This is a genomic window from Arthrobacter sp. NPDC058288 (genome assembly GCF_042880995.1).
In the GTDB taxonomy this organism is placed as follows: Bacteria; Actinomycetota; Actinomycetes; order Actinomycetales; family Micrococcaceae; genus Arthrobacter.
The window spans coordinates 950,440-968,055 of the sequence record NZ_JBHVYH010000001.1; the positions used below are offsets into that span (position 1 = coordinate 950,440).

Annotated in this window: 33 protein-coding genes and 1 riboswitch; of the genes, 4 read left to right on the forward strand and 29 right to left on the reverse strand. The window is 64.2% G+C overall.

Annotation, left to right across the window (positions count from 1 at the left end; all coding sequences use genetic code 11):
* Positions 1–36: 36 nt before the first annotated feature.
* The 13 genes from ACFVWT_RS04510 to ACFVWT_RS04570 all read right to left on the reverse strand — a co-directional run bounded on the left by ACFVWT_RS04510 (position 37) and on the right by ACFVWT_RS04570 (position 3,402).
* Positions 37–213: a hypothetical protein gene (locus ACFVWT_RS04510; protein ID WP_390245623.1), complete on the reverse strand. Its 177-nt coding sequence runs from the start codon at positions 211–213 to the stop codon at positions 37–39.
* On the reverse strand, positions 210–560 hold the full coding sequence (locus ACFVWT_RS04515) for a hypothetical protein (protein WP_390245625.1): 351 nt from the start codon (positions 558–560) through the stop codon (positions 210–212). Before ACFVWT_RS04515 ends, ACFVWT_RS04510 begins: the two co-directional genes overlap by 4 nt.
* Positions 557–760, reverse strand: a complete 204-nt coding sequence (locus ACFVWT_RS04520) for a hypothetical protein (protein WP_390245627.1) — start codon at positions 758–760, stop codon at positions 557–559. The genes ACFVWT_RS04515 and ACFVWT_RS04520 overlap by 4 nt, the downstream gene beginning before the upstream one ends.
* Positions 757–1,119 carry a hypothetical protein gene (locus ACFVWT_RS04525; RefSeq protein ID WP_390245629.1) on the reverse strand — a complete coding sequence of 121 codons (363 nt, stop codon included), beginning with the start codon at positions 1,117–1,119 and terminating at the stop codon, positions 757–759. The genes ACFVWT_RS04520 and ACFVWT_RS04525 overlap by 4 nt, the downstream gene beginning before the upstream one ends.
* A complete protein-coding gene (locus tag ACFVWT_RS04530) occupies positions 1,116–1,283 on the reverse strand; it encodes a hypothetical protein (protein WP_390245630.1) in 168 nt (55 codons plus the stop codon). The genes ACFVWT_RS04525 and ACFVWT_RS04530 overlap by 4 nt, the downstream gene beginning before the upstream one ends.
* Positions 1,273–1,587 carry a hypothetical protein gene (locus tag ACFVWT_RS04535; protein ID WP_390245632.1) on the reverse strand — a complete coding sequence of 105 codons (315 nt, stop codon included), beginning with the start codon at positions 1,585–1,587 and terminating at the stop codon, positions 1,273–1,275. The genes ACFVWT_RS04530 and ACFVWT_RS04535 overlap by 11 nt, the downstream gene beginning before the upstream one ends.
* Positions 1,584–1,730, reverse strand: a complete 147-nt coding sequence (locus ACFVWT_RS04540) for a hypothetical protein (protein WP_390245634.1) — start codon at positions 1,728–1,730, stop codon at positions 1,584–1,586. Before ACFVWT_RS04540 ends, ACFVWT_RS04535 begins: the two co-directional genes overlap by 4 nt.
* Entirely contained in the window at positions 1,727–2,002 is a 276-nt protein-coding gene (locus tag ACFVWT_RS04545) for a hypothetical protein (protein ID WP_390245636.1), read from the reverse strand. The genes ACFVWT_RS04540 and ACFVWT_RS04545 overlap by 4 nt, the downstream gene beginning before the upstream one ends.
* Positions 1,999–2,247: a hypothetical protein gene (locus ACFVWT_RS04550; RefSeq protein ID WP_390245638.1), complete on the reverse strand. Its 249-nt coding sequence runs from the start codon at positions 2,245–2,247 to the stop codon at positions 1,999–2,001. Before ACFVWT_RS04550 ends, ACFVWT_RS04545 begins: the two co-directional genes overlap by 4 nt.
* On the reverse strand, positions 2,244–2,564 hold the full coding sequence (locus ACFVWT_RS04555) for a hypothetical protein (protein WP_390245640.1): 321 nt from the start codon (positions 2,562–2,564) through the stop codon (positions 2,244–2,246). Before ACFVWT_RS04555 ends, ACFVWT_RS04550 begins: the two co-directional genes overlap by 4 nt.
* Complete coding sequence (locus tag ACFVWT_RS04560) at positions 2,561–2,824, reverse strand: hypothetical protein (RefSeq protein WP_390245642.1); 264 nt, start codon at positions 2,822–2,824, stop codon at positions 2,561–2,563. The genes ACFVWT_RS04555 and ACFVWT_RS04560 overlap by 4 nt, the downstream gene beginning before the upstream one ends.
* A 90-nt stretch (positions 2,825–2,914) precedes the next feature.
* Positions 2,915–3,133 (reverse strand): hypothetical protein, encoded by a 219-nt coding sequence (locus ACFVWT_RS04565; protein WP_390245644.1) that lies wholly within the window; start codon positions 3,131–3,133, stop codon positions 2,915–2,917.
* Positions 3,134–3,135: 2 nt separating this feature from the next.
* Entirely contained in the window at positions 3,136–3,402 is a 267-nt protein-coding gene (locus ACFVWT_RS04570) for a helix-turn-helix domain-containing protein (RefSeq protein ID WP_390245646.1), read from the reverse strand.
* Between the two features lie 150 nt (positions 3,403–3,552).
* Here ACFVWT_RS04570 and ACFVWT_RS04575 point away from each other — a divergent pair, with 150 nt between their 5' ends.
* Positions 3,553–3,801: a helix-turn-helix domain-containing protein gene (locus ACFVWT_RS04575; RefSeq protein WP_390245648.1), complete on the forward strand. Its 249-nt coding sequence runs from the start codon at positions 3,553–3,555 to the stop codon at positions 3,799–3,801.
* Positions 3,802–4,137: 336 nt separating this feature from the next.
* Entirely contained in the window at positions 4,138–4,362 is a 225-nt protein-coding gene (locus tag ACFVWT_RS04580; protein WP_390245650.1) for a helix-turn-helix domain-containing protein, read from the forward strand.
* Between the two features lie 326 nt (positions 4,363–4,688).
* On the opposite strand, the gene ACFVWT_RS04585 is transcribed toward ACFVWT_RS04580, so the two are convergent.
* The 11 genes from ACFVWT_RS04585 to ACFVWT_RS04635 form a co-directional block, all read right to left on the reverse strand.
* Positions 4,689–4,823, reverse strand: coding sequence for a hypothetical protein (locus ACFVWT_RS04585; protein WP_340532621.1), 135 nt, complete (start codon positions 4,821–4,823; stop codon positions 4,689–4,691).
* A 79-nt stretch (positions 4,824–4,902) separates the two neighbouring features.
* A complete protein-coding gene (locus ACFVWT_RS04590; protein ID WP_390245653.1) occupies positions 4,903–5,274 on the reverse strand; it encodes a hypothetical protein in 372 nt (123 codons plus the stop codon).
* Positions 5,275–5,356: 82 nt separating this feature from the next.
* A complete protein-coding gene (locus ACFVWT_RS04595; RefSeq protein ID WP_390245655.1) occupies positions 5,357–5,725 on the reverse strand; it encodes a fluoride efflux transporter FluC in 369 nt (122 codons plus the stop codon).
* Complete coding sequence (locus tag ACFVWT_RS04600; protein ID WP_390245657.1) at positions 5,722–6,141, reverse strand: fluoride efflux transporter FluC; 420 nt, start codon at positions 6,139–6,141, stop codon at positions 5,722–5,724. Before ACFVWT_RS04600 ends, ACFVWT_RS04595 begins: the two co-directional genes overlap by 4 nt.
* 15 nt (positions 6,142–6,156) lie before the next feature.
* Positions 6,157–6,870 carry a metal-dependent transcriptional regulator gene (locus ACFVWT_RS04605; RefSeq protein ID WP_390245659.1) on the reverse strand — a complete coding sequence of 238 codons (714 nt, stop codon included), beginning with the start codon at positions 6,868–6,870 and terminating at the stop codon, positions 6,157–6,159.
* A gap of 31 nt (positions 6,871–6,901) precedes the next feature.
* Positions 6,902–7,675: a class I SAM-dependent methyltransferase gene (locus tag ACFVWT_RS04610; protein WP_390245660.1), complete on the reverse strand. Its 774-nt coding sequence runs from the start codon at positions 7,673–7,675 to the stop codon at positions 6,902–6,904.
* Positions 7,676–7,745: 70 nt separating this feature from the next.
* Positions 7,746–9,167: an aminotransferase class V-fold PLP-dependent enzyme gene (locus tag ACFVWT_RS04615; protein ID WP_390245662.1), complete on the reverse strand. Its 1,422-nt coding sequence runs from the start codon at positions 9,165–9,167 to the stop codon at positions 7,746–7,748.
* A 35-nt stretch (positions 9,168–9,202) separates the two neighbouring features.
* A riboswitch (SAM riboswitch) is annotated at positions 9,203–9,316 on the reverse strand.
* A gap of 217 nt (positions 9,317–9,533) precedes the next feature.
* Positions 9,534–10,346, reverse strand: a complete 813-nt coding sequence (gene hisN, locus ACFVWT_RS04620) for a histidinol-phosphatase (protein ID WP_390245664.1) — start codon at positions 10,344–10,346, stop codon at positions 9,534–9,536.
* 40 nt (positions 10,347–10,386) lie between these two features.
* Positions 10,387–11,502: a ribosome small subunit-dependent GTPase A gene (locus ACFVWT_RS04625; protein ID WP_390245666.1), complete on the reverse strand. Its 1,116-nt coding sequence runs from the start codon at positions 11,500–11,502 to the stop codon at positions 10,387–10,389.
* Positions 11,492–12,874 (reverse strand): 3-phosphoshikimate 1-carboxyvinyltransferase, encoded by a 1,383-nt coding sequence (gene aroA / locus ACFVWT_RS04630; RefSeq protein WP_390245668.1) that lies wholly within the window; start codon positions 12,872–12,874, stop codon positions 11,492–11,494. Before aroA ends, ACFVWT_RS04625 begins: the two co-directional genes overlap by 11 nt.
* A gap of 6 nt (positions 12,875–12,880) precedes the next feature.
* Positions 12,881–13,429 (reverse strand): DoxX family protein, encoded by a 549-nt coding sequence (locus tag ACFVWT_RS04635; protein WP_390245670.1) that lies wholly within the window; start codon positions 13,427–13,429, stop codon positions 12,881–12,883.
* A gap of 381 nt (positions 13,430–13,810) precedes the next feature.
* Here ACFVWT_RS04635 and ACFVWT_RS04640 point away from each other — a divergent pair, with 381 nt between their 5' ends.
* Together ACFVWT_RS04640 and rsrA are read left to right on the forward strand one after the other, a co-directional pair.
* On the forward strand, positions 13,811–14,593 hold the full coding sequence (locus tag ACFVWT_RS04640) for a sigma-70 family RNA polymerase sigma factor (RefSeq protein ID WP_390245672.1): 783 nt from the start codon (positions 13,811–13,813) through the stop codon (positions 14,591–14,593).
* A complete protein-coding gene (rsrA, locus tag ACFVWT_RS04645; protein WP_390245674.1) occupies positions 14,590–14,850 on the forward strand; it encodes a mycothiol system anti-sigma-R factor in 261 nt (86 codons plus the stop codon). Before ACFVWT_RS04640 ends, rsrA begins: the two co-directional genes overlap by 4 nt.
* 112 nt (positions 14,851–14,962) lie before the next feature.
* Here rsrA and ACFVWT_RS04650 read toward each other — a convergent pair whose 3' ends face one another.
* The 5 genes from ACFVWT_RS04650 to ACFVWT_RS04670 form a co-directional block, all read right to left on the reverse strand.
* Entirely contained in the window at positions 14,963–15,037 is a 75-nt protein-coding gene (locus ACFVWT_RS04650; protein WP_369299106.1) for a 50S ribosomal protein bL37, read from the reverse strand.
* An 82-nt stretch (positions 15,038–15,119) separates the two neighbouring features.
* The gene (locus ACFVWT_RS04655) at positions 15,120–15,743 is read right to left on the reverse strand and encodes a PadR family transcriptional regulator (protein ID WP_390245676.1); all 624 of its coding nucleotides are present in this window, start codon (positions 15,741–15,743) and stop codon (positions 15,120–15,122) included.
* On the reverse strand, positions 15,744–16,571 hold the full coding sequence (locus ACFVWT_RS04660; RefSeq protein ID WP_390245678.1) for a DUF4097 domain-containing protein: 828 nt from the start codon (positions 16,569–16,571) through the stop codon (positions 15,744–15,746). It abuts the gene before it with no gap.
* An 80-nt stretch (positions 16,572–16,651) separates the two neighbouring features.
* On the reverse strand, positions 16,652–16,834 hold the full coding sequence (locus tag ACFVWT_RS04665) for a hypothetical protein (protein WP_390245680.1): 183 nt from the start codon (positions 16,832–16,834) through the stop codon (positions 16,652–16,654).
* A gap of 116 nt (positions 16,835–16,950) precedes the next feature.
* Entirely contained in the window at positions 16,951–17,550 is a 600-nt protein-coding gene (locus ACFVWT_RS04670) for a GDSL-type esterase/lipase family protein (protein WP_390245682.1), read from the reverse strand.
* Between the last annotated feature and the right edge of the window lie 66 nt (positions 17,551–17,616).

Consider the following 17,616-nt stretch of genomic DNA (forward strand, 5'->3'; position numbering starts at 1 on the left):
CGTCGGTTCCAGAATGTGGAGCCCGTACCTACCTGCTCACTCATTAGGGTCCTCATATTCGTCAACCGCGGCCCAGTCGTTGTACGCAATCTCCCGAGCATCGTCGCCTTCCTCTCTGTCGCGCCTAACGGGTTCGGGTCCGATGCGGTCGGCTTCCTGGTTGCGGGCTTGCAAAGCGCGTAGGGCTTCGTAGTCCGGGATGCGCTGGCTCATCGCTCGGTCCACACAGCTGCGGCGCGGGCACGGAAGCTGATTAGGTGGGCGATTGCCCTTGCGACAGCCGCTTCCTTCCCATCGCCCAGGTTGTAGTTCTCCGGCGTTATGTCGTAGAGCCGATCAAGTGCCCGCCATGCCCGCGCTTCCGACTCGATGACAGGAGCCAGTGCTATGGCCGCGATGAGCGGGGCGGCAGCTTCGAGGGCTTGACGGGCCACTTCGACGTAGTACGCCTTCCTATACTCCGGCCCGCCCGCCAGTGATGTCATGTATCCCTCGCGGTCGTGAAGTTCGTTCGCCAGCGCCACTACGGCTTCCTCAGGCACTACCGTCTTACTGCTCATGCTTCCTTCTCGCTTTCGCCTAGTTCCCTGTACCGTCTCGCAGCGGGTTCCCAACTGCGCCGTACCGTTTCGGGTAGTGGTGCGTGGTAGTCGAACGCGCCCGTGAGTCCGCGGAGCCGTTGCTGTGCCGTGACGCCCTGCACGAGGGTGATCTCGGCGGCGATGGTCGCGGCCTCAGCGTTAAGTTCGGCCGCGGTCACAGTGCGCCCTCCTTGAGGACTACGACCGGCAGGCCGAATGTGGCGAAGAACTTGGGGCTGTACGTCTCGTCCCCTCCAGCGTCATCACAGAACAAGAACTCCACGTACTTCTGACGACCGGGGCCAGCATAGTATTCGACCTTGGCGACGCCGCCGTTCGGGCTGTCGATGATCGCCGGGAGCTGCAGCGCGTCCAGTTCCTCGGCGGTGGTGATGGTGCGCGGCTTGCGGTAACCGGCGGCGAGGATTGCGTCGATCAGCGTTTCTCGACTCTGCCCATTGCGGAACATGTCACCGTAGAAGCTGTCCGTGTAGAGAACGTCGTCAATGTCGCGTGCCAACTCGTCCCGCCCGCTCATGCCGCCCCCTCCATCCGCTTGAGTCCGGCTTCCAACTCTTTGACGGCGGCCAGGTTCTCGTCCGTGGCGAACCGGGCAGCCCGTTCCCGTGCCACAGCCACACGACGGCGGGCGGCGTTGATGTTCCGGAGGGGGAACGTTGCGACTTCATCTTCAGTCTTCATCGCGGGAATCCTTCCAAGCGTCATACGCCTCATCGGCGCGGTCGTCATCTTCGTGTTCGGGGCAAAGAGCGCCCTCGTCTTCAACTTCGTTCTCGCAGTACTCGGCCGGCTCCGGATCCTCGTACATCCGGGCGGCGCGGGTCTGGACCGGGCAGTAGATCACTTCCCGGGGATCGTGATCCTCCGCAGTCTCGCTGCAGTAGGTTGCGTCCGTGCCGTCTTCGCGGTGTATGCACTCGTTGTCGTCGTCATGCCCGGCCACGCCAACGAATACATGGCCGATCGGCAAGATCAGGTTGCTCACTTGTCCTCACACTCCAAGCAGCCGGACGCGGGCCCGTGCATCAGGTGGTACTCGTCGGCGCGGTCAGCGCGGCGCGCCCACGGGATGGCCACGGCGAAACCGAAAGCCAGGACGAGGCAGAGGAAGAATGCTGCGTTGTTCATTGCCCAACTCCTTTGTTGATGCGGCGGCGCCATGTGCGGATCACGCCGTGCTTGCGGGACTTATTTATGGAGATCTGATAGCCAACGGCCTCGATGAAGCCGAGCGTGCGGGCGGCAGCGAACGCGGCGCCCGCCATGTTTGGATGTGGCGGCTTCGGCATCTCACGGGACAAGTCGTCTGCCGTGACAATCGACTGCCGCAAAGACAACGCGACGATGGTTGACACCGCATCCTCTGGCCAGTCGTTGTCTTCCAGTGCTGCAGCCTTCATGACGCCTTCCTTGCTTCGTACGCGGCGAGGTCCTCAGCGAGTCGCTGCTCGCGGGCTTCGGCGACGAACGTGGCGATCTCCTCCGGGGTGAAGTAGCCGGCCTTCTCGGGCGGGCAGGTTAGTTCGTAGCGGCCACGACGGAAATGCGTGGTCCGGCACTTATTGCAGACCGTCACCTTGCGTTCCCGGATCCGGACCGTCTTAGCGCCGGCACGACAAGCGCGGACAATCGTTCGGTCGTTCATGCCGACTCCGTAATCTCAGCTACTCGGTATTCCCAGTCGATTCCGGCGGTCCTGCAGTCTGCGGTCCACTCTTCGGCGAAAGCCTGGGCGGACTCTCGGTGCTTCTGCTGATTGCCAACCATTACGCCGCTGCGGTCCACCACGATGTAGCCGAGGACTTTAGGCTTCCGGTAGCCGGCGGCCCGGACTGCGGCTGCTGAGTATCCCGCCCATGCAAGCTGCGCGCCTTGAAGACGGCGATCATCCTGCAGGTCGATCTGGGTGTTGAGCCGGTTCGATTGGTAGATGGTCAGCTGGAGTTCGTCCCGGGCGTTCATGCGGCCAGCCTCCGTGCCGCCGCTGCTTGGTTGCGTTCGTGCATGACGTTCTTTACGGCTTCTTCCCCGGTTGGGTCCGAGTGCTGAAGAACGCGGGCGATCAGCTCGTCGCCCGTCAGCGTCAAAGCGTTCGACGTCTCGAAGTTCCGGTTGATCGTCTTAGCCGCCCGCCGGACAGTTGCTCGGTCGAGGCTTATCGTGTTGCGCTCGGCGTAGGAACGGATCTTGTTTTCCCAGCCGGCCAAGGTGATTTCGGGCATGACAAATGCCCCTTTCTCCGAGGGACGAACCCAAGGGTGAGGTCAAGAGATGATGCAGGGGAGTGGTGCCCGAGTGGGCGAGGTCGCCGTTTAGGCGAAGGGGTCTTGCTCTACTTCTTCGGGGGTGGGAGCGTTGCGCTCGCGGACCCAAGTGACGAGGCGGGTTACGTCGTCGTCGTGCAACATGATGCGGTTCTTGCTGAGCCGGGTGCAGATCCCGGACTCCCTGACGTACCGGCGGAGTTCCGTGGGGCGCATCCCGAGTTCCGGGGCTACCTGTTCCGGGGTGCGGAATACTTGGACACTCATGGTTACACCGAGCTCCGGGTGAGTGCGTCCGGGAGGAGTGCGGAGGGTGGGACGTTCAGTGCGTGTGCGATCTTGCCGAGCTCTTGGATGGTGAGGCTTCGTCGGTCGTGGCGTTCCTGGTGAAGACTCCTGCGAAGGGTGGTGTAACTGATGCCAACACCCCTTGCAAGTTCCTTCTGGTTGGTGCCCCGGACGATCAGTGTGTTCATGATCTTGTCTGCGATTTCGGCATCCGGGGCGTTGTCCGTTTGCGTTGGTGAAGTGTTCATAGGAAGACCATAAGTGTCCGTTCGGACAATTGCAAGTACACGACACGGCATGTTCCAAGTAGTCCCCAAATGGGGAATGAGTACACCGATTGAACAACCGAGTTGTCGGAAATGTTGTACAAGTGACCAAAAGCCGTTAAATTAGTGCGTATGGACACATACGGTGAACGCCTGGAAGCAGCACTTGCCAAGCAGATCAAGATCGAACTGGCAGAGCGCGACATGGACCAGAAAGACCTGGCCGAGCTGGTAGGTGTCGAACGCGCCACCCTGAACCGCTACATGCAGGTCAAGCGCAGCATCCCGATGCCCGTTTTCTTCAAGATCGCCGAAGCCCTGGGGGTTACTCCGCAGGTCCTGATGCAACGCTCTGAGGCTCGCATTCAGACAGAAGGCTAGAAGCGCTCACTCCACGATCGGCAGCCATGTCGCCCAGTTCGCGGACCGTCATCGACTCGGTGTGGATAGAGTTTTCGTGCTTCAAGTAGTACCCCCGGTTAGAACATATATTCGAATAATGAAGACTATAAACCAACTGGCCGACAGCCCGCGCCCCGCTTGCGAAGCGCCCTTCCCCCGCGTCTTATTATGCCCCATATGGGTCACTACTGGCGGGTAACCCCTACCTTCTGAAGCCGTCCAGGAGTAGCTTGGTATCGACGCAGGTTAGACCCATATGGGTCGCACGTGCGCCGCTGGAGTCGTGGCGATCTACGGACGGATAGCATCATGAGCATGCCCAGTGGTAAACAGCCGGAGCCCGGCCCGTTCGCACGCGCCTTTTCGGCGCACGTGCGTTCGGTCATGGACGCTGGGGGTGTGACCACTTCGGCCCTGGCTGTCGCGGCCGGCTTGTCTCGCAACTATCTTGGCAAGCGGTTACGGGATGAGGTGCCGTTCACCCTCAACGACGTGGAAGCCATAAGCAAGGCACTCGAAATTGAACTCCCGGAACTCTGAACGCAACGCAAAAAAGGCCCCATCCGCGAAGTCTGAGGATGGGGCCTTTTTTGGGTCTAAACCGGGAGCCAATGTTGTTGGCTACGCCAACACGGGACTGAATAGAACTGAATGGGACTACACAACTTCCGCTTGTTTCCGGGGATTACAGCCCAAACAGATGTGCAGAAATATGGCTAGACGGGTTTTCAATTCCCCCCATCTCCACCATCGGGACCGCGGCAACGCAGTTCCACCCCGTGCAAAAGGCCGGAAGCGAAAGCTTCCGGCCTTTTGTTTTCTGCACCGTTCCTGCATTCTCCCAACGGCCGGCGGTGGCCCCGGGTTCAGCGCTTCTTGATGTGCGCCACGGGGTCCACGTGGGCGTCCAGCTCATGCTTGGACTTCTTGTCGGCCCTCTTTTGCTTGATGGTCTTGTCCGATTTCTTGGTGACCTGCCGGTGCGGCGATTTGTCAGGCATGTCGCCCTCCCTTACTTCGGGGCCTTGAATAGGCCCCGTGCTTGTAAGGTACGCCTGTTTTGCCACGAATGAAACTGGCCTAGGAAACGGGCACTTCAACGTCAACGATGCCGACGAACCGGCTGCCGATTCCCTCGTATTCGCTGCGGACGAGCCCCGGAAGCACCGCTGGCAGGTCGCCCGGTGCGTGATGGGAGCAGCAGACGTAGGTGAACGGCGGCCACCATTTCTTGGGGCGGGCGGCCTCCGAGAAACCGCACACGGCGCACGTCAGCTGGACCCAGACAGGCCGCTTACCGGTCCGGTTTGCCCTTGACTGGATGAGCCAGGCCGGTGGATGGTCCAGGAGTTCAGACAGTTCAGCGTCCGTCAGCCGGGAGGGAATACCGTGACGGTGCGCCATTTCCAGGGGAATATCGAGGATCTGAGCTGCTTCACGTCGCGTAACCATCGTTTAACGATACGGGACGCCGGGCCGCATCGGATTCACGACTGCGGGACTCCAGCACGCACGGACGGCTCTGCACAGGCTGTCAGCCGGCCAGGGCGATTCCCAGGGCTGCGGCGGAGAGCCCGGCCACGAGATTGACGGCCACGTTCAGGGCCGCAGCGAGGTAACGCACCTCACTGACAAGCCGGATGGTGGCGGTGGTCCAGGAACTGAACGTGGTAAGCCCGCCGGCCAGTCCGGTGGCGATCGCCGCATGCCATTCCTCGCCGAGCCCGAGCCGGCCGGTAACGCCCACGGACAGGCCGATGACCAGTGAACCGGTGACGTTGACCACCAGGGTTGCCCAGGGCCAGTGCCGTCGGGTCCCGGCACGGTGCGCGAACCAGGTGTCGATGGCAAACCTGAGCAGTCCCCCCGCAACGCCGAAGACGCCCACCAAAAGCGCCGTCATGAGGCTCCACCCGTCCGGTCGCTCAGGGCCTTGCCGGCTTTCCAGCCTGCAGCGGCCGCAGCAAGCCCCAGGACCAGGGAAAGTGCCAGATAGATCAGCCAGGTCACGTGCTGTCCGGACCGTGCCTGCTGGTCGACGGAGAACACCACGGCCGAGAAGGTGGTGAACGATCCCAGCAGCCCAGGACCAATCCCGGCTCTGAGCCAGAATGCGGTCCTGGGGCGCGCAATCCACAGGGTGGTGAGGGAGGCGAGGATAAAGCTTCCGCAGACGTTGATGGACAAAGTGGTCCACGGGATCGCCCCCGCCGCGTCGGGAAAGAGGAAACCCAGGCCGTAGCGGAGCTCTGTGCCCGCCAGCGCCCCGACTGCCACCGCCGCCCACGCCCGCCAGCCCGGGTTACTGGCGGCACTCATTCTGGCAGCGCCCCTTCAGGCATCCGCCAGCCGGCATCCGGCGTGGCGGGATTCGCTGTAGACCCATAGCGCTGACGAGACCTCGTCGGCGAGGTCGAATTCGCGGTCTGCGCCTGCGGAGCCGATCCTGACCACGAGCGCTCCGCCAAACGGTTTCCGGCCCAGCACTTCGATGTCGGCGTCCAGATCGATTTCCTGCGAGGAAAGGTAGCGCAGGAGCTCGGGATTGTCGTCGCTGATCCGGGTGATCCGGCCTTTGTGTCCCTCGTCGAGTTCGCTCATCCGGTGGGCGTGCGGCATGTGGACGGTGCCGTCGGCCGCCGGGATGGGATCACCATGCGGGTCGCGCAGGGGATTGCCGAGCTTGCCGGCCATCCGCTCGATGAAGGTATCCGACACGGCGTGCTCCAGCAGTTCGGCTTCGTCGTGGACTTCGTCCCAGCTGTAGCCGAGCTCCTGGACGAGGTACGTCTCAATGAGGCGGTGCCGCCTCACCATGGAGAGCGCAAGCCGGACTCCGTCGGACGTGAGCGTGATGGCGCTGTAGGGCTTGTGGTCAACGAGGCCCTGGTCCTTGAGTTTGCGGACCATTTCCGAAACCGAGGAATTGGCGACGCCGAGCCGGAGTGCCAGCTGCGAGGAGGTGATGGGCTTGTCCTGCCACTCCGTGAAGGAGTAGATGACCTTGACGTAGTCCTCTATCGAGGAGGAGGGGGCGCCGGTCTTCACGAGTTCAAGCCTACCGCTTTGGTTACGGGACTCATGCCTTGAACGCCCGCCACGTCTGGGTCAGGTAGGGGAGTCCGATAATGTCCTCGGCGGAGTATGTCAGGTGCTCGTGGAGGTACCAGTCAAGGTTGGCGCGGACTTTGGCCCGGATGCTTTCTCCGGCGGCGAGGTAGTAGCTGCGCGACTTAGCCAGTTCGACGATGTCCTTAGTGGTCACGGGGTCTTCCCAGCGCGTCAGATGGCTCTCAAGACCGGCGAACTCCGGCCCGATCGCGGGACGGAAATCCGGCTTGTGCACGTCGCCCGCATGCATGATCCGGGAAAGCCGGTGGACCCACGGCACGGATGTGTCCAGTTGGTTCCAAATCAGCCCCAGCACTCCGCCCGGGCGAAGAATGCGGGACAGCTCGGTGCTGGCCAGGCGGGGATCACACCAATGCCATGCCTGCGCAACGGTCACGACGTCGAACGCTGCGTCGGGAAGGCCCGTGGCCTCCGCGGTGCCCACGGAAGCGGGAACGCCGGGAAGCGCCAGCCGCAGCTGGGCGAGCATGTCCGGTGAGGGATCCACTGCGGTGACAGCCAGGCCGCGCTGTACCAGCATCGCGGTGTACTTTCCCGTCCCGGCCCCGATGTCAGCGGCGTCGGACGCGCCGGCTGTCCCGCCAACGCTTCGGAGCAGCCACTCTACGGAACCGGCGGGATAGCCGGGACGGACCCGGTCATAGTGTTCGCCGCCGTCCTGGAAACTCCGGCCGAGCTCGTACCGGCGCTGGTGGTGCAGTTTGGGGCCTCCCCGTGCCACGTGCAGTCTCCTTCGGGCAGGCTGGAATTCTTACCCCTCGAATTTACCGCACGCGCCGCGACGTCAGTCTTCAGTCCTCAGTGCAGGGTGCCGCCCCGGCAGTGCCGGGGGTGTTGGGTGCCCAGTCCGGGTAGCTGCGGGTGTCGTTGGCCGGCACCCAGCGGCCCGAGTCCACAACGTAGTCCCAGCCGAGGCCGGTCCTGCGGAGTTCCTCGATGCCTGCGAGTAGGCGCTGGGCGTCCTCCAACCGGGAACCGACGCCGAAGCTTGCCCGCAGCGAGCCGGACGGCAGTCCCAGCCGCTTCAGCAGGGGGTGGGCGCAGAAGCGGCCGTCGCGCAGGCCTACGCCGTGCTCCGCGGAGAGGTAGGCTGCCACAAGGCCGGCGTCGTAGCCAGCGACGGAGAAGTTGACCACACCGATGGTGTCCGTGGCGTGGTCGGTGTCGCTGAAGATCTGGTGGACAGTGACGCCGTCGATCTTCCGCAGTCCCTCGACGAGGAAGGACCGGATGGCCGTCTCGTGGGCGTGCCACAGGTCCTGGTCCAAGGCGCCGATGACCTGGGTGGCCCGGGCCAGGGTGGCGGCCCCAAGGACGTTCGGTGAGCCGCCTTCATGCCGTGCCGGCCCTGTAGTCCAGCTGACGGAGTCCAGCCGGGCCTCACGCACGGCTCCGCCGCCTGCGAGGTGGGGCGTCCCGGCGTCGAGCCAGTCCGGCCGGCCCACGAGGACGCCGCTGCCAAACGGCGCGTACAGCTTGTGGCCTGAGAAGGCGAGGTAGTCGACGTCGTCCGCGGCGATGTCGATGCGGCGGTGCGGGGCCAGCTGCGCCGCGTCCACAACGATCCTGGCGCCGTGTTCGTGGGCCAGTGCGGCCAGTTCGCGGATGGGAAGGATCTCGCCGGTGACGTTGGAGGCGCCCGTGACGGCCAGCAGGCTGATGTCACCCTGCTGGAGCTCGGAACGAAGATTCTCCAGGGTGGCGGTGAGCGTGGGGGCGGCAACAACACTCCGGTGCGGCACTCCCTGCCAGGGGAGCAGGTTGGCGTGGTGTTCGATGTCGAGGTACAGCACCTCGCCGGTGTGTCGGCCGTCGGCCACCGGCAGGCACCCGGCCAGCAGGTTCAGTGAGTCCGTGGTGTTCCGGGTGAAGATGACGGAATCGTCCGACCTGCCGCCCACGAACCCGCGGACGATGTCCCGGGCATTTTCATACACCGACGTGCTGATCTGCGAGGCATAGCCGGCGCCGCGGTGCACGCTGGCGTAGTACGGCAGGATCTCGTTGAGGTAGGCGGAGACAACGGACAGCGCCGGGGCCGATGCGCCGTAGTCCAGGTTCGCGTAGCGGACGTGGCCGCCCTGGATCAGCGGAGCCTGGATCTCCGCGCCGGTAACGGCTGAGAGGGGGCGCTGGGCGACGGTGAACCGCGGGTCCAGAAGGCCTGTAGCGGAAGAGGTTGCGGCATTTGCGGGGAAAGTGGCAGTAGTCATGGGGACCTCACTGTGAAGGGACCCCGCACTCCGGGGATCCGCGCTTGCCGGGTCCGTTCCGGACCGGCCTGGTCGTCACCCGGGGCACCCCACCGCGAATGGAGGGTTGCCGGCCAGCAAACCGGGGTTTAGCGCTGGCACTCGTGACCTGTTTCGAGATTAGGACATTCACCGGGCCGCGGGAAAGTCGCGGCAATTATTAAGCCCTTTGTTACGCGCGTCGGCAGAAGGGGGATTGCGCCGAATATAACGACGGCGGACACCCCCCGAGGGGGTAATCCGCCGTCGTTTATTCGGTCCCCGGTTGATATGCCTCCGGTGGACAAACCCGCGCCGAAACCGCTTGGCAGCGGGCCGGGTCGCGCGTCAGAGGAGGTCGTCGAGTTCCGGGTTCAGCCGCTTGAGGACCTCGGAATGAAGAATCGAATTGGTGGCCAGGGCGTTTCCGCCGAAGGGGCCGTCCACTCCTTCCAACGAGGTGAAGCGTCCGCCGGCTTCGGTGACAATCGGCACCAAAGCCGCCATGTCATAGAGGTTCAGTTCAGGCTCGCAGGCGATGTCCACGGACCCCTCGGCCACCATGCAGTAGGACCAGAAGTCACCGTAGGCGCGGGTCCGCCAGACTTCCTCAGTGAGACCCAGGAATTCGTCCAGGTTGCCCCGTTCCTTCCAGCCGCTGAGGCTCGAGTAGGAGAGGGAGGCGTCCGACAGCTTGGACACGTTGGAGACCTTGAGCCGGGTGGCGGCAGCAAGCGACCGTCCCATGTAGGCGCCCGCACCTTTCGCCGCCCACCAGCGTTTTCCCAGCGCCGGCGCGCTGACCAGTCCAACCACAGGCTCACCTTCATCCACGAGGGCGATCAGGGTGGCCCACACCGGCACGCCGCGGACGAAGTTCTTGGTGCCGTCGATCGGGTCGATGATCCAGCGGCGGGAACCATGTCCCGAACTGCCGAACTCTTCGCCGAGGACGGCATCTCGCGGACGGGAACGGGAGAGCTGGCCGCGGATGGACTCTTCAGCTGCCTTGTCAGCATCCGTTACCGGCGTCAGATCCGGTTTGGTTTCAATCTGAAGATCCAGCGCCTTGAAGCGGCTCATGGTCTGGGAGTCAACAGAGTCGGCCAGGACATGGGCGAGGCGCAGGTCATCGTTGTAGCTCGAAGCGGGTTGGGTCATGGTTCCAAACTACCGTCTCTGCAGCCGGCGGGCCGGGATGTCATGAAACGATGCCGAGTTCCTTGGCGTCCTGTGCTTCCATCCGGGGGTCTGTGCCGAGCAACCGCCGAAGGGATGCCAGGCGCGCCGCGCCGGACGGGCCAGCGTGTCCTTCGGCCACCCAGGCGTCCACACCGCAGTTGACGGCGGAGGCATCGTGCTTGCAGCCGCGTTCACAGGCATCCGTGCCGGGTTCGAGATCGGGGAACGAACGCAGGATCCGGTCCGGATCCACGTGGGCAAGGCCGAAAGACCGGATGCCGGGCGTGTCTATGATCCAGCTACCGGCGGGCGCGTCACTGATCCGCAGGGCAAGCGCGGACGACGACGTGTGCCGTCCCCTCCCGGTGACGGCGTTGACGCCTCCCGTGGCCCGCTCGGCACCCGTCAGGGCATTGACCATGGTGGACTTCCCCACGCCGGAATGGCCGAGCATCACGGTGACCTTGCCGTCGAGGTGGGCCCGCAGCTGCGAGACGGCGTCACTGTCCAGGCGGGCTGACAGCCCGTCATCGGAGCGTGCATCGATTCCGGAGGCCGCGGCGTCCGCAGTCCGGCTGATGATCACCGGAAAATCGAGGTGCCGGTAATTGGACAGGAGTTCCGTGGGATCTTTGACGTCTGCCTTGGTGACCAGCAGCAACGGCTCAATCCCGGCGTCGTAGGCCGCCACCAGTGCGCGGTCAATAAAGCCTGTGCGCGGCTCGGGATTGGCGGCGGCAACCACCACTACAAGCTGGTCCGCGTTCGCCACTACCGCCCGTTCGATGGGATCCGTGTCATCGGCGCTGCGCCGCAGCAGCGTGCGGCGGTCCTGGATCTTCACGAGCCGCGCCAGGGTGTCCGGCGCCCCCGAAACATCGCCCACCAGGGACACGAAGTCTCCGGCCACCACGGGTGAGCGGCGCAGTTCGCGGGCGCGCGCGGCAATCACCGTGCGCTCGTTCCCGCTGTCCTCGCCCACCACGGCCGTATAGCGCCCGCGGTCCACCGTGATGATCCGGCCGGTCACGGCGTCGTCGTAGCTGGGCCGGTCCTTGGTCCGGGGCCGCGAACCCTTCTTGTTGGGTCGGATCCGGATATCGGACTCGTCCCAGGAACCGGTGCTACGCCCCACTGGCCTGTTCCGTCTGCCGGCCCGGCTGTCGTGTCAGCATGGCTTCCCACAGTTGCGGAAAGTCCGGCATCGTCTTGGACGTGGTGCCGATGTCTTCCACCTCCACGCCGGGAACGGCGAGGCCCAGGATTGCCCCGGCGGTGGCCATTCGGTGGTCCGCGTAGCTGTGTACGACGCCGCCGTGGAGTTGGGCGGGCCGGATCACCAGGCCGTCGGAGGTTTCCTCGGCGTCCCCGCCCAGGCGGTTGATCTCCGTGACGAGTGCGGCGAGCCGGTCCGTCTCGTGGCCGCGGAGGTGCGCAATGCCGGTGAGCCGCGACGGACCCGTGGCCAAGGCGCACAGCGCGGCTACTGTCGGTGCAAGTTCGCTGGTGTCGGCAAAGTCCGCACCCGTGATTTCGGGCCCGCCGGTGACGGTGAGTGTGCCGTCGTCCAGCGTGACCGTGGCGCCCATTGAAGTCAGGATGCTGCGCCAAAGGTCGCCCACCTGCGTGGTGGGGGAGGGCCAGTTGGGAATACGGACCGTGCCCCGGGTCGCCAGCGCGGCGGCGAGGAACGGCCCGGCATTCGACAGGTCCTGCTCGATGCGGCGATCGAAGGCCCGGATGGGACCCGGCGCGACGACCCAGTGATTCGGGACGGAATCGTCGACGGACACTCCAACTTCCCTCAGGACGGCGACGGTCATGTTGATGTGGTCCAGGCTGGGGACCGGCTTGCCCACGTGCTCAAGGTGCAGGCCCTCGGTGAAACGCGCGCCCACCAGGAGTAGCGCCGACACGAACTGCGAGGAGGCGCTCGCATCAATGACCAGGTGGCCGCCCCGTACCTCGCCCGTGCCATCCACTGCGAAGGGAAGAGCCGACGGCCGGTTCCCGTCAGTGGCGCGAACCTCAACGCCGAGGGCAGCCAGTGCCTCGATGATGGTGCCCATTGGCCGCTTGCGCGCGTGCGGGTCGCCGTCGAAGACTGTCGTGCCGCTGCGGAGCGCAGCCACCGGCGGGACAAAGCGCATTACTGTTCCGGCGAGTCCGCAGTCGATCTCTGTATCGGACGCCGCGGCGTCCGGACTAAGGGGAGTGACCTCAAGATCGGGCCCGAACGAGCCGTCGCCGGGGACTTCCCTGATACCGGCTCCCAGTTGGCAAAGGGCCTGGATCATGAGGGCCGAGTCGCGCGAATGCAGGGGTGCACGGAGGCGGGAAGGACCATCAGCCAAGGCGGCAAGAACCAGGTACCTGTTAGTGAGGGACTTGGAGCCCGGGACGGTGACCGTGGCGTCGACCGGCGCTTCAGCGAACGGCGCCGGCCAGTGCGGCACGTCGGCCGCGGGTCCTGAAGTGGCTGGCTCGGTGGGGGCGGTGCCTGTCATTCGTTCCTATGCTTTCACTGCGTGGTCCACGGCCCTGCGGACAGCCTTGTCGGCCTTCTTGAGCTTCTTGGTGGTGGTCTTCCGAGCATCAGCGGCCAGGTGGCTGGCACCCTTGCGGGCATCGGCTGCCAGGTGCTCGGCCCGCCAGGCCAGGCTCGGTTTGCCCGCGGTGTCGACGGATGCGAGCAGCACCCCGCCGGTGAGAGTGACATTCTTCAGCAGCTGGGTGCGCCGCGCGTCGCGGCCTTCCTTGCTGGTGATGTCCGCGCTGCGCCACTCGACAAAGGCATTCAGTGCTGAAATGACCGCCAGTACCGAGGCAGCGAGCCGTGCCGACTTACCGAGGGCGAAAAGCACTCCTGCGCCCACCTGGGTGCCCCCGATGACGCGGGCCAGTACCTTTTCGTTCGTGGCGAAGGGAAGGGATTCCGCTGCCCGCCGCAGCAGGGGGGACAGCTGCGTCGCAGTGTCATCCGCGTTCTTTAGCTTGTCCAGCCCAGCGAGAACGAAACTGGAGGCCAGCATGGGGCGGGCGAGAATACGGACAAACGACATGAATTTCCTCCTGGGTGGACGAGCCGCTGAACTTCTGCGGGGGAACCGGTTCTAGTCTTGCACTTTTGCGGAATATTTGCCCGCCGGCCGTGGTTGTGAAAAGCAGGTCCTAGTAGGTCAGAGAAGGTACTTCCTCGCGCCCTCGGGCGCTGGCGAACGCCGTATGCGTCCGGTCAGGTGCGTCGGTCCGGGTGGCCGCAGCGAGGAGTCCGACACAGCAACGTAGGGCCGGATACAAGGACACAGAGCGGAGATGGAGCTTTGACATTGGTTAGGGACAGCGTGGAACTCCTTGCGCCACTGGAGTTCTCCAGGCGCGGGGACGAGCCCGGCGGACGCCCGCCGGGAGCTTCGCGACGCGTCACAGTAGACTTGAAGGCAATGAGCACCATTGATCCGGCCGTTGCGGCCATATATGAGGCTGCCGGAAACGACGCCAAGACCATCAGCGAGCGTCCGGCGCAAGCCGGGGACAGCAGGGACGGCGGGGTACGCCCCGACGCCGGGCCGGAAGCTGCAGAGCCGGAGGCTGAGGTCGACGTTGTCTCCGAGACCTCCGAGCAGCGCAGGCAGCGGTTTGAACGCGACGCCATGCAGTACGTCGACCAGCTGTATTCGGCTGCCATGAGGATGGCACGGAATCCTGCCGATGCTGAGGATCTGGTGCAGGAAGCGTATACAAAGGCTTTCTCGGCGTTCCATCAGTACAAGCCCGGAACCAACCTCAAGGCGTGGCTTTACCGGATCCTCACCAACACGTATATCAATCTCTACCGCAAGAGGCAGCGCGAGCCGCTGCAGTCGAACGCGGACACCATTGAGGACTGGCAGCTGGCGCGGGCGGAATCGCACACCTCGTCAGGGCTCCGCTCCGCCGAAGCGGAAGCACTGGACCACCTTCCCGATTCAGACGTCAAGCGGGCACTGCAGGCGATTCCGGAAGAGTTCCGCCTGGCGGTGTATTTCGCTGACGTGGAAGGGTTCGCCTACAAGGAAATCTCAGACATCATGAACACCCCCATCGGCACTGTGATGTCCCGGCTTCACCGCGGCCGCAAGATGCTGCGCGACATGCTCGGGGACTACGCCGCAGAGCGGGGTTTCAAAGCCGCAACCGAAACCGGCGCAGCGGCCGAAAGCACAAAACAGGAGAACAGGAAATGAGCGACTGCCAGGGACTGGGCGATTGCGACGACGCCCGGATGCAACGTATTTACGAGTACCTGGACGGTGCGTTGACACACAGCGACATCGCCGAGATCAAGGATCACCTGGACGGTTGCCCGGAGTGCCTTGAGGAGTACGATCTCGAATGCGTCATCCGCAAGGTGGTAAAGCGGTCCTGTACCGAGGCCGCCCCCGAAAACCTGAAGAGTGCCATCCTGGACCGGATCCACGCGATCCGCACTGTCGAGGCTTAGCCTCCCCGTGACGTCCGGCCAGCCGCGCGTTTAGGGCATTGACGGCGAAGGGCCCCGGAAACCATGTGGTTTCCGGGGCCCTTCGCTTTAAGCTCATAATCCAAACCGTAGCTTAGGTGTTGGGGCGCTTCCCGTGGTTCGCGCCGCCACGCTTACGGTCACGACGTTTACGTGCACGCTTGCTCATAGCTGGCCTCCTTAATCTTGGTACTCAAAAGAGCTGCCCTCAAGTCTCCCACATCACGCGACAGCCCGCGAACCAGGGGTGGTTAGTGACTGTCGTCCTTCAGGGAACTGCGAATCGAAATACGTGCCTGGTCCAGGACGGTCCGGATCGTTTCGAGTGTGACGGCGCGGATGGGCGCCGCGCTGGCCTGGACCCGAAGCTCCACCCGAAGATCGTCCCTGAACGCCTGAATCAGCATTTCCGCCTCTTTCAGTGTGCGGTCGCCTTCGGGGGTGTGCCGGGTGCCGCGGTCGGTAAACCCTGCGGTACGCGCGGACGACCTGGCCGCTTCGGCGGTGGCGGCAAGATCGGCCCGGAGCCCGCGCATGTTGACCCGGATATCCTCCCGCAGATTGTCCGCCAGCCGGCGCACGGAGGCCGAAATGTCATTCTCGACCCCGGCGAGTTCATCCCTGCGGCGGTTGAGCTCCACCAGCCCTGCGGCGGTAATGCGGTAGTTGGTGCGGCGTCCTTCGGCCTCTGTGGCCACGAGCCCTTCTTCTTCCAGCTTGCCGAGCCGAGGATAGATGGTTCCGGCGCTGGGGGAGTAGGTCCCGCCGAAGCGGTCGCTGAGCGCTTTAATGAGCTCATAGCCGTGTTTGGGGCCGGACTCCAGAAGTGAGAGCAAATAGAGGCGCAGTGCGCCGTGGGCGAAGACCGGAGGCATCTAGGCCTCCGTTTCGGCGTCCACGGGCCGCTGACTGTGGATGATGAAGGTCTTACCGGAGACGGAGTTGGTGCGGACAAGCATGAGCTGCTCATCCGGCCCGGCGATGGTCTGCACTTTGCCGCCCGGCACGATGTATTGCTGGTCATCGATGACCACAGCCCCGCTGGCGGATTTGGCGATAATGTCCACGCCGACGTCGTGAGGCAACCGGACGGTGAGGTCACCCGAAACGGAATTGGCCCCGAAGTCGTGGGTGAACCCGTGAAGGTCGAAACTCATGTCGCCGCTGACGGTGTTGGCACGGATGTTGCTGAAGTTGCCGGACGCCGTGACTTCGCCGGATACGCTCTTGGCAGTCAGGACGCCGTTGTGGTTCCGGGCGATAACGTCGCCGCTGACTGTATTGACATGGAGCTCGCCGGCGGTGTTGTCCGCGATGACGGATCCGGAGACCGTGTTCAGCTTGGTGTGACCGCTGATCCCCGAGACGAGGCCGTCGCCACTGACGGTTCCGGCTTCCACTTCCACTCCGGCCGGCAGTGCGATGCTGATCACCACGGAGTTGTTGCTGTTGTTGTTGACCGTGTCCATGAGGTTCCTGAACCAGCCCTGGGCGCCGTGCAGCTGGTGACGCACTTCAAGCCGGCCATTAACGAGGGTGACGGTCAGCGGGTCCCCGCGGATTTCGGAGACCTCGATCCGCGTGACGTCCTCGGCATGGGTGACCACGTCGAAGCGGCCGCGGATGATTCCCAGTTTGAGCGACCTGACGCCGTCGACGTCGATGGTCTGCGGACCGGTGACGGTCCAGGTGTTCTCGTCCACAGTTCCTCCAAGTTGCGATATATCGTGAATATGCCTAGACGATATATCGCGTCTTGCGCAAAAGCAATAGACGGATGCGGCTACCGGCAAACCTTTCCGATGAGGGTGCGGGCAATGGGTGTGGCCGGGTCCCGGCCGTCCGGCGTCGGGGCCAGATTGGTCGAGACGACAAGGGTGACGTTGTTCGCCGGATCGTAGCCCGCGAAGCTGTTGAAACCCGGAAGTTCACCGGTGCGTCCGAACAGCTGGCCGAATCTGGCCATCCTGAGCCCATAGAGTGCGCCGCCCGGGTCATCTGCCTTCTTTGAGGACGGCGTTGTGGGTCCCATTGGGTCACAGGCGGCACTTAGCTATCAAGCACTCCGCGCACGTGCGCAAATTACTCCGGCGCGGCGATGCCCAGCCACTGGAACCAGCCGCGGTGCAGCACAAGCCAGGCCATCAGCCCGTAGCCGGCCTGTCCCGGCGTTCCGCCGTTGGCGGCCAGGTCCTGGCGCCACTGTTCGTGGTTGAGCAACGGGGAGAAAGTATCCACGTACAGGTGCTTGCGCCGCGTGGTGACATCCGCGAAGGCCGTATTCAGTTCGCCAAGGCGGCGGTTCTGTGAGGGGTCCAGCGACGGTGGCGGACCCACGACGAAGACCTCTATTTTGTTCTGGGACGCCGAGTCCAGGATGTTGGCAAGGTTCAGGCGGCTGCGGGCGGTGGACAGGCCGAATTCGACGTCCCGTCCGCTTAGCCCGATCACCAGGCGGTTTTCGTGATTGTTGCCGAAACGGCGGCCTGCCTCGTCCAGCCACCGCGCGGCCAGGCCTTCGGTGCCTTCCTGCGGGCAGGGGAGGGCGTAGCACTCGAGGGTGAGGCCGTCCTGCGGGGTGCGGGCCAGCACACGGCCCAGCCAGCCCAGCGCCCGGGGATCACCCAGGCCGGCCAACAGTTCATCCCCAACAGCCGCGATCCGCAGCTTCCTGTCTTCCACGACTACCTCTTAACCTCAATGTGCAACAAAATTCAGCGTTCCATGGAAACGGACTCCTGGCCAACT

Excerpts from the sequence above, each read along its gene's own strand:
- ACFVWT_RS04510 (WP_390245623.1), bottom strand. The coding sequence starts at position 213 with ATGAGCCAGCGCATCCCGGACTACGAAGCCCTACGCGCTTTGCAAGCC.
- ACFVWT_RS04515 (WP_390245625.1), bottom strand. The coding sequence starts at position 560 with ATGAGCAGTAAGACGGTAGTGCCTGAGGAAGCCGTAGTGGCGCTGGCG.
- ACFVWT_RS04525 (WP_390245629.1), bottom strand. The coding sequence starts at position 1,119 with ATGAGCGGGCGGGACGAGTTGGCACGCGACATTGACGACGTTCTCTAC.
- ACFVWT_RS04530 (WP_390245630.1), bottom strand. The coding sequence starts at position 1,283 with ATGAAGACTGAAGATGAAGTCGCAACGTTCCCCCTCCGGAACATCAAC.
- ACFVWT_RS04540 (WP_390245634.1), bottom strand. The coding sequence starts at position 1,730 with ATGAACAACGCAGCATTCTTCCTCTGCCTCGTCCTGGCTTTCGGTTTC.
- ACFVWT_RS04545 (WP_390245636.1), bottom strand. The coding sequence starts at position 2,002 with ATGAAGGCTGCAGCACTGGAAGACAACGACTGGCCAGAGGATGCGGTG.
- ACFVWT_RS04550 (WP_390245638.1), bottom strand. The coding sequence starts at position 2,247 with ATGAACGACCGAACGATTGTCCGCGCTTGTCGTGCCGGCGCTAAGACG.
- ACFVWT_RS04555 (WP_390245640.1), bottom strand. The coding sequence starts at position 2,564 with ATGAACGCCCGGGACGAACTCCAGCTGACCATCTACCAATCGAACCGG.
- ACFVWT_RS04560 (WP_390245642.1), bottom strand. The coding sequence starts at position 2,824 with ATGCCCGAAATCACCTTGGCCGGCTGGGAAAACAAGATCCGTTCCTAC.
- ACFVWT_RS04565 (WP_390245644.1), bottom strand. The coding sequence starts at position 3,133 with ATGAGTGTCCAAGTATTCCGCACCCCGGAACAGGTAGCCCCGGAACTC.
- ACFVWT_RS04570 (WP_390245646.1), bottom strand. The coding sequence starts at position 3,402 with ATGAACACTTCACCAACGCAAACGGACAACGCCCCGGATGCCGAAATC.
- ACFVWT_RS04575 (WP_390245648.1), top strand. The coding sequence starts at position 3,553 with ATGGACACATACGGTGAACGCCTGGAAGCAGCACTTGCCAAGCAGATC.
- ACFVWT_RS04580 (WP_390245650.1), top strand. The coding sequence starts at position 4,138 with ATGCCCAGTGGTAAACAGCCGGAGCCCGGCCCGTTCGCACGCGCCTTT.
- ACFVWT_RS04585 (WP_340532621.1), bottom strand. The coding sequence starts at position 4,823 with ATGCCTGACAAATCGCCGCACCGGCAGGTCACCAAGAAATCGGACAAG.
- ACFVWT_RS04590 (WP_390245653.1), bottom strand. The coding sequence starts at position 5,274 with ATGGTTACGCGACGTGAAGCAGCTCAGATCCTCGATATTCCCCTGGAA.
- ACFVWT_RS04595 (WP_390245655.1), bottom strand. The coding sequence starts at position 5,725 with ATGACGGCGCTTTTGGTGGGCGTCTTCGGCGTTGCGGGGGGACTGCTC.
- ACFVWT_RS04600 (WP_390245657.1), bottom strand. The coding sequence starts at position 6,141 with ATGAGTGCCGCCAGTAACCCGGGCTGGCGGGCGTGGGCGGCGGTGGCA.
- ACFVWT_RS04615 (WP_390245662.1), bottom strand. The coding sequence starts at position 9,167 with ATGACTACTGCCACTTTCCCCGCAAATGCCGCAACCTCTTCCGCTACA.
- hisN (WP_390245664.1), bottom strand. The coding sequence starts at position 10,346 with ATGACCCAACCCGCTTCGAGCTACAACGATGACCTGCGCCTCGCCCAT.
- aroA (WP_390245668.1), bottom strand. The coding sequence starts at position 12,874 with ATGACAGGCACCGCCCCCACCGAGCCAGCCACTTCAGGACCCGCGGCC.
- ACFVWT_RS04635 (WP_390245670.1), bottom strand. The coding sequence starts at position 13,429 with ATGTCGTTTGTCCGTATTCTCGCCCGCCCCATGCTGGCCTCCAGTTTC.
- ACFVWT_RS04640 (WP_390245672.1), top strand. The coding sequence starts at position 13,811 with ATGAGCACCATTGATCCGGCCGTTGCGGCCATATATGAGGCTGCCGGA.
- rsrA (WP_390245674.1), top strand. The coding sequence starts at position 14,590 with ATGAGCGACTGCCAGGGACTGGGCGATTGCGACGACGCCCGGATGCAA.
- ACFVWT_RS04655 (WP_390245676.1), bottom strand. The coding sequence starts at position 15,743 with ATGCCTCCGGTCTTCGCCCACGGCGCACTGCGCCTCTATTTGCTCTCA.
- ACFVWT_RS04665 (WP_390245680.1), bottom strand. The coding sequence starts at position 16,834 with ATGGCCAGATTCGGCCAGCTGTTCGGACGCACCGGTGAACTTCCGGGT.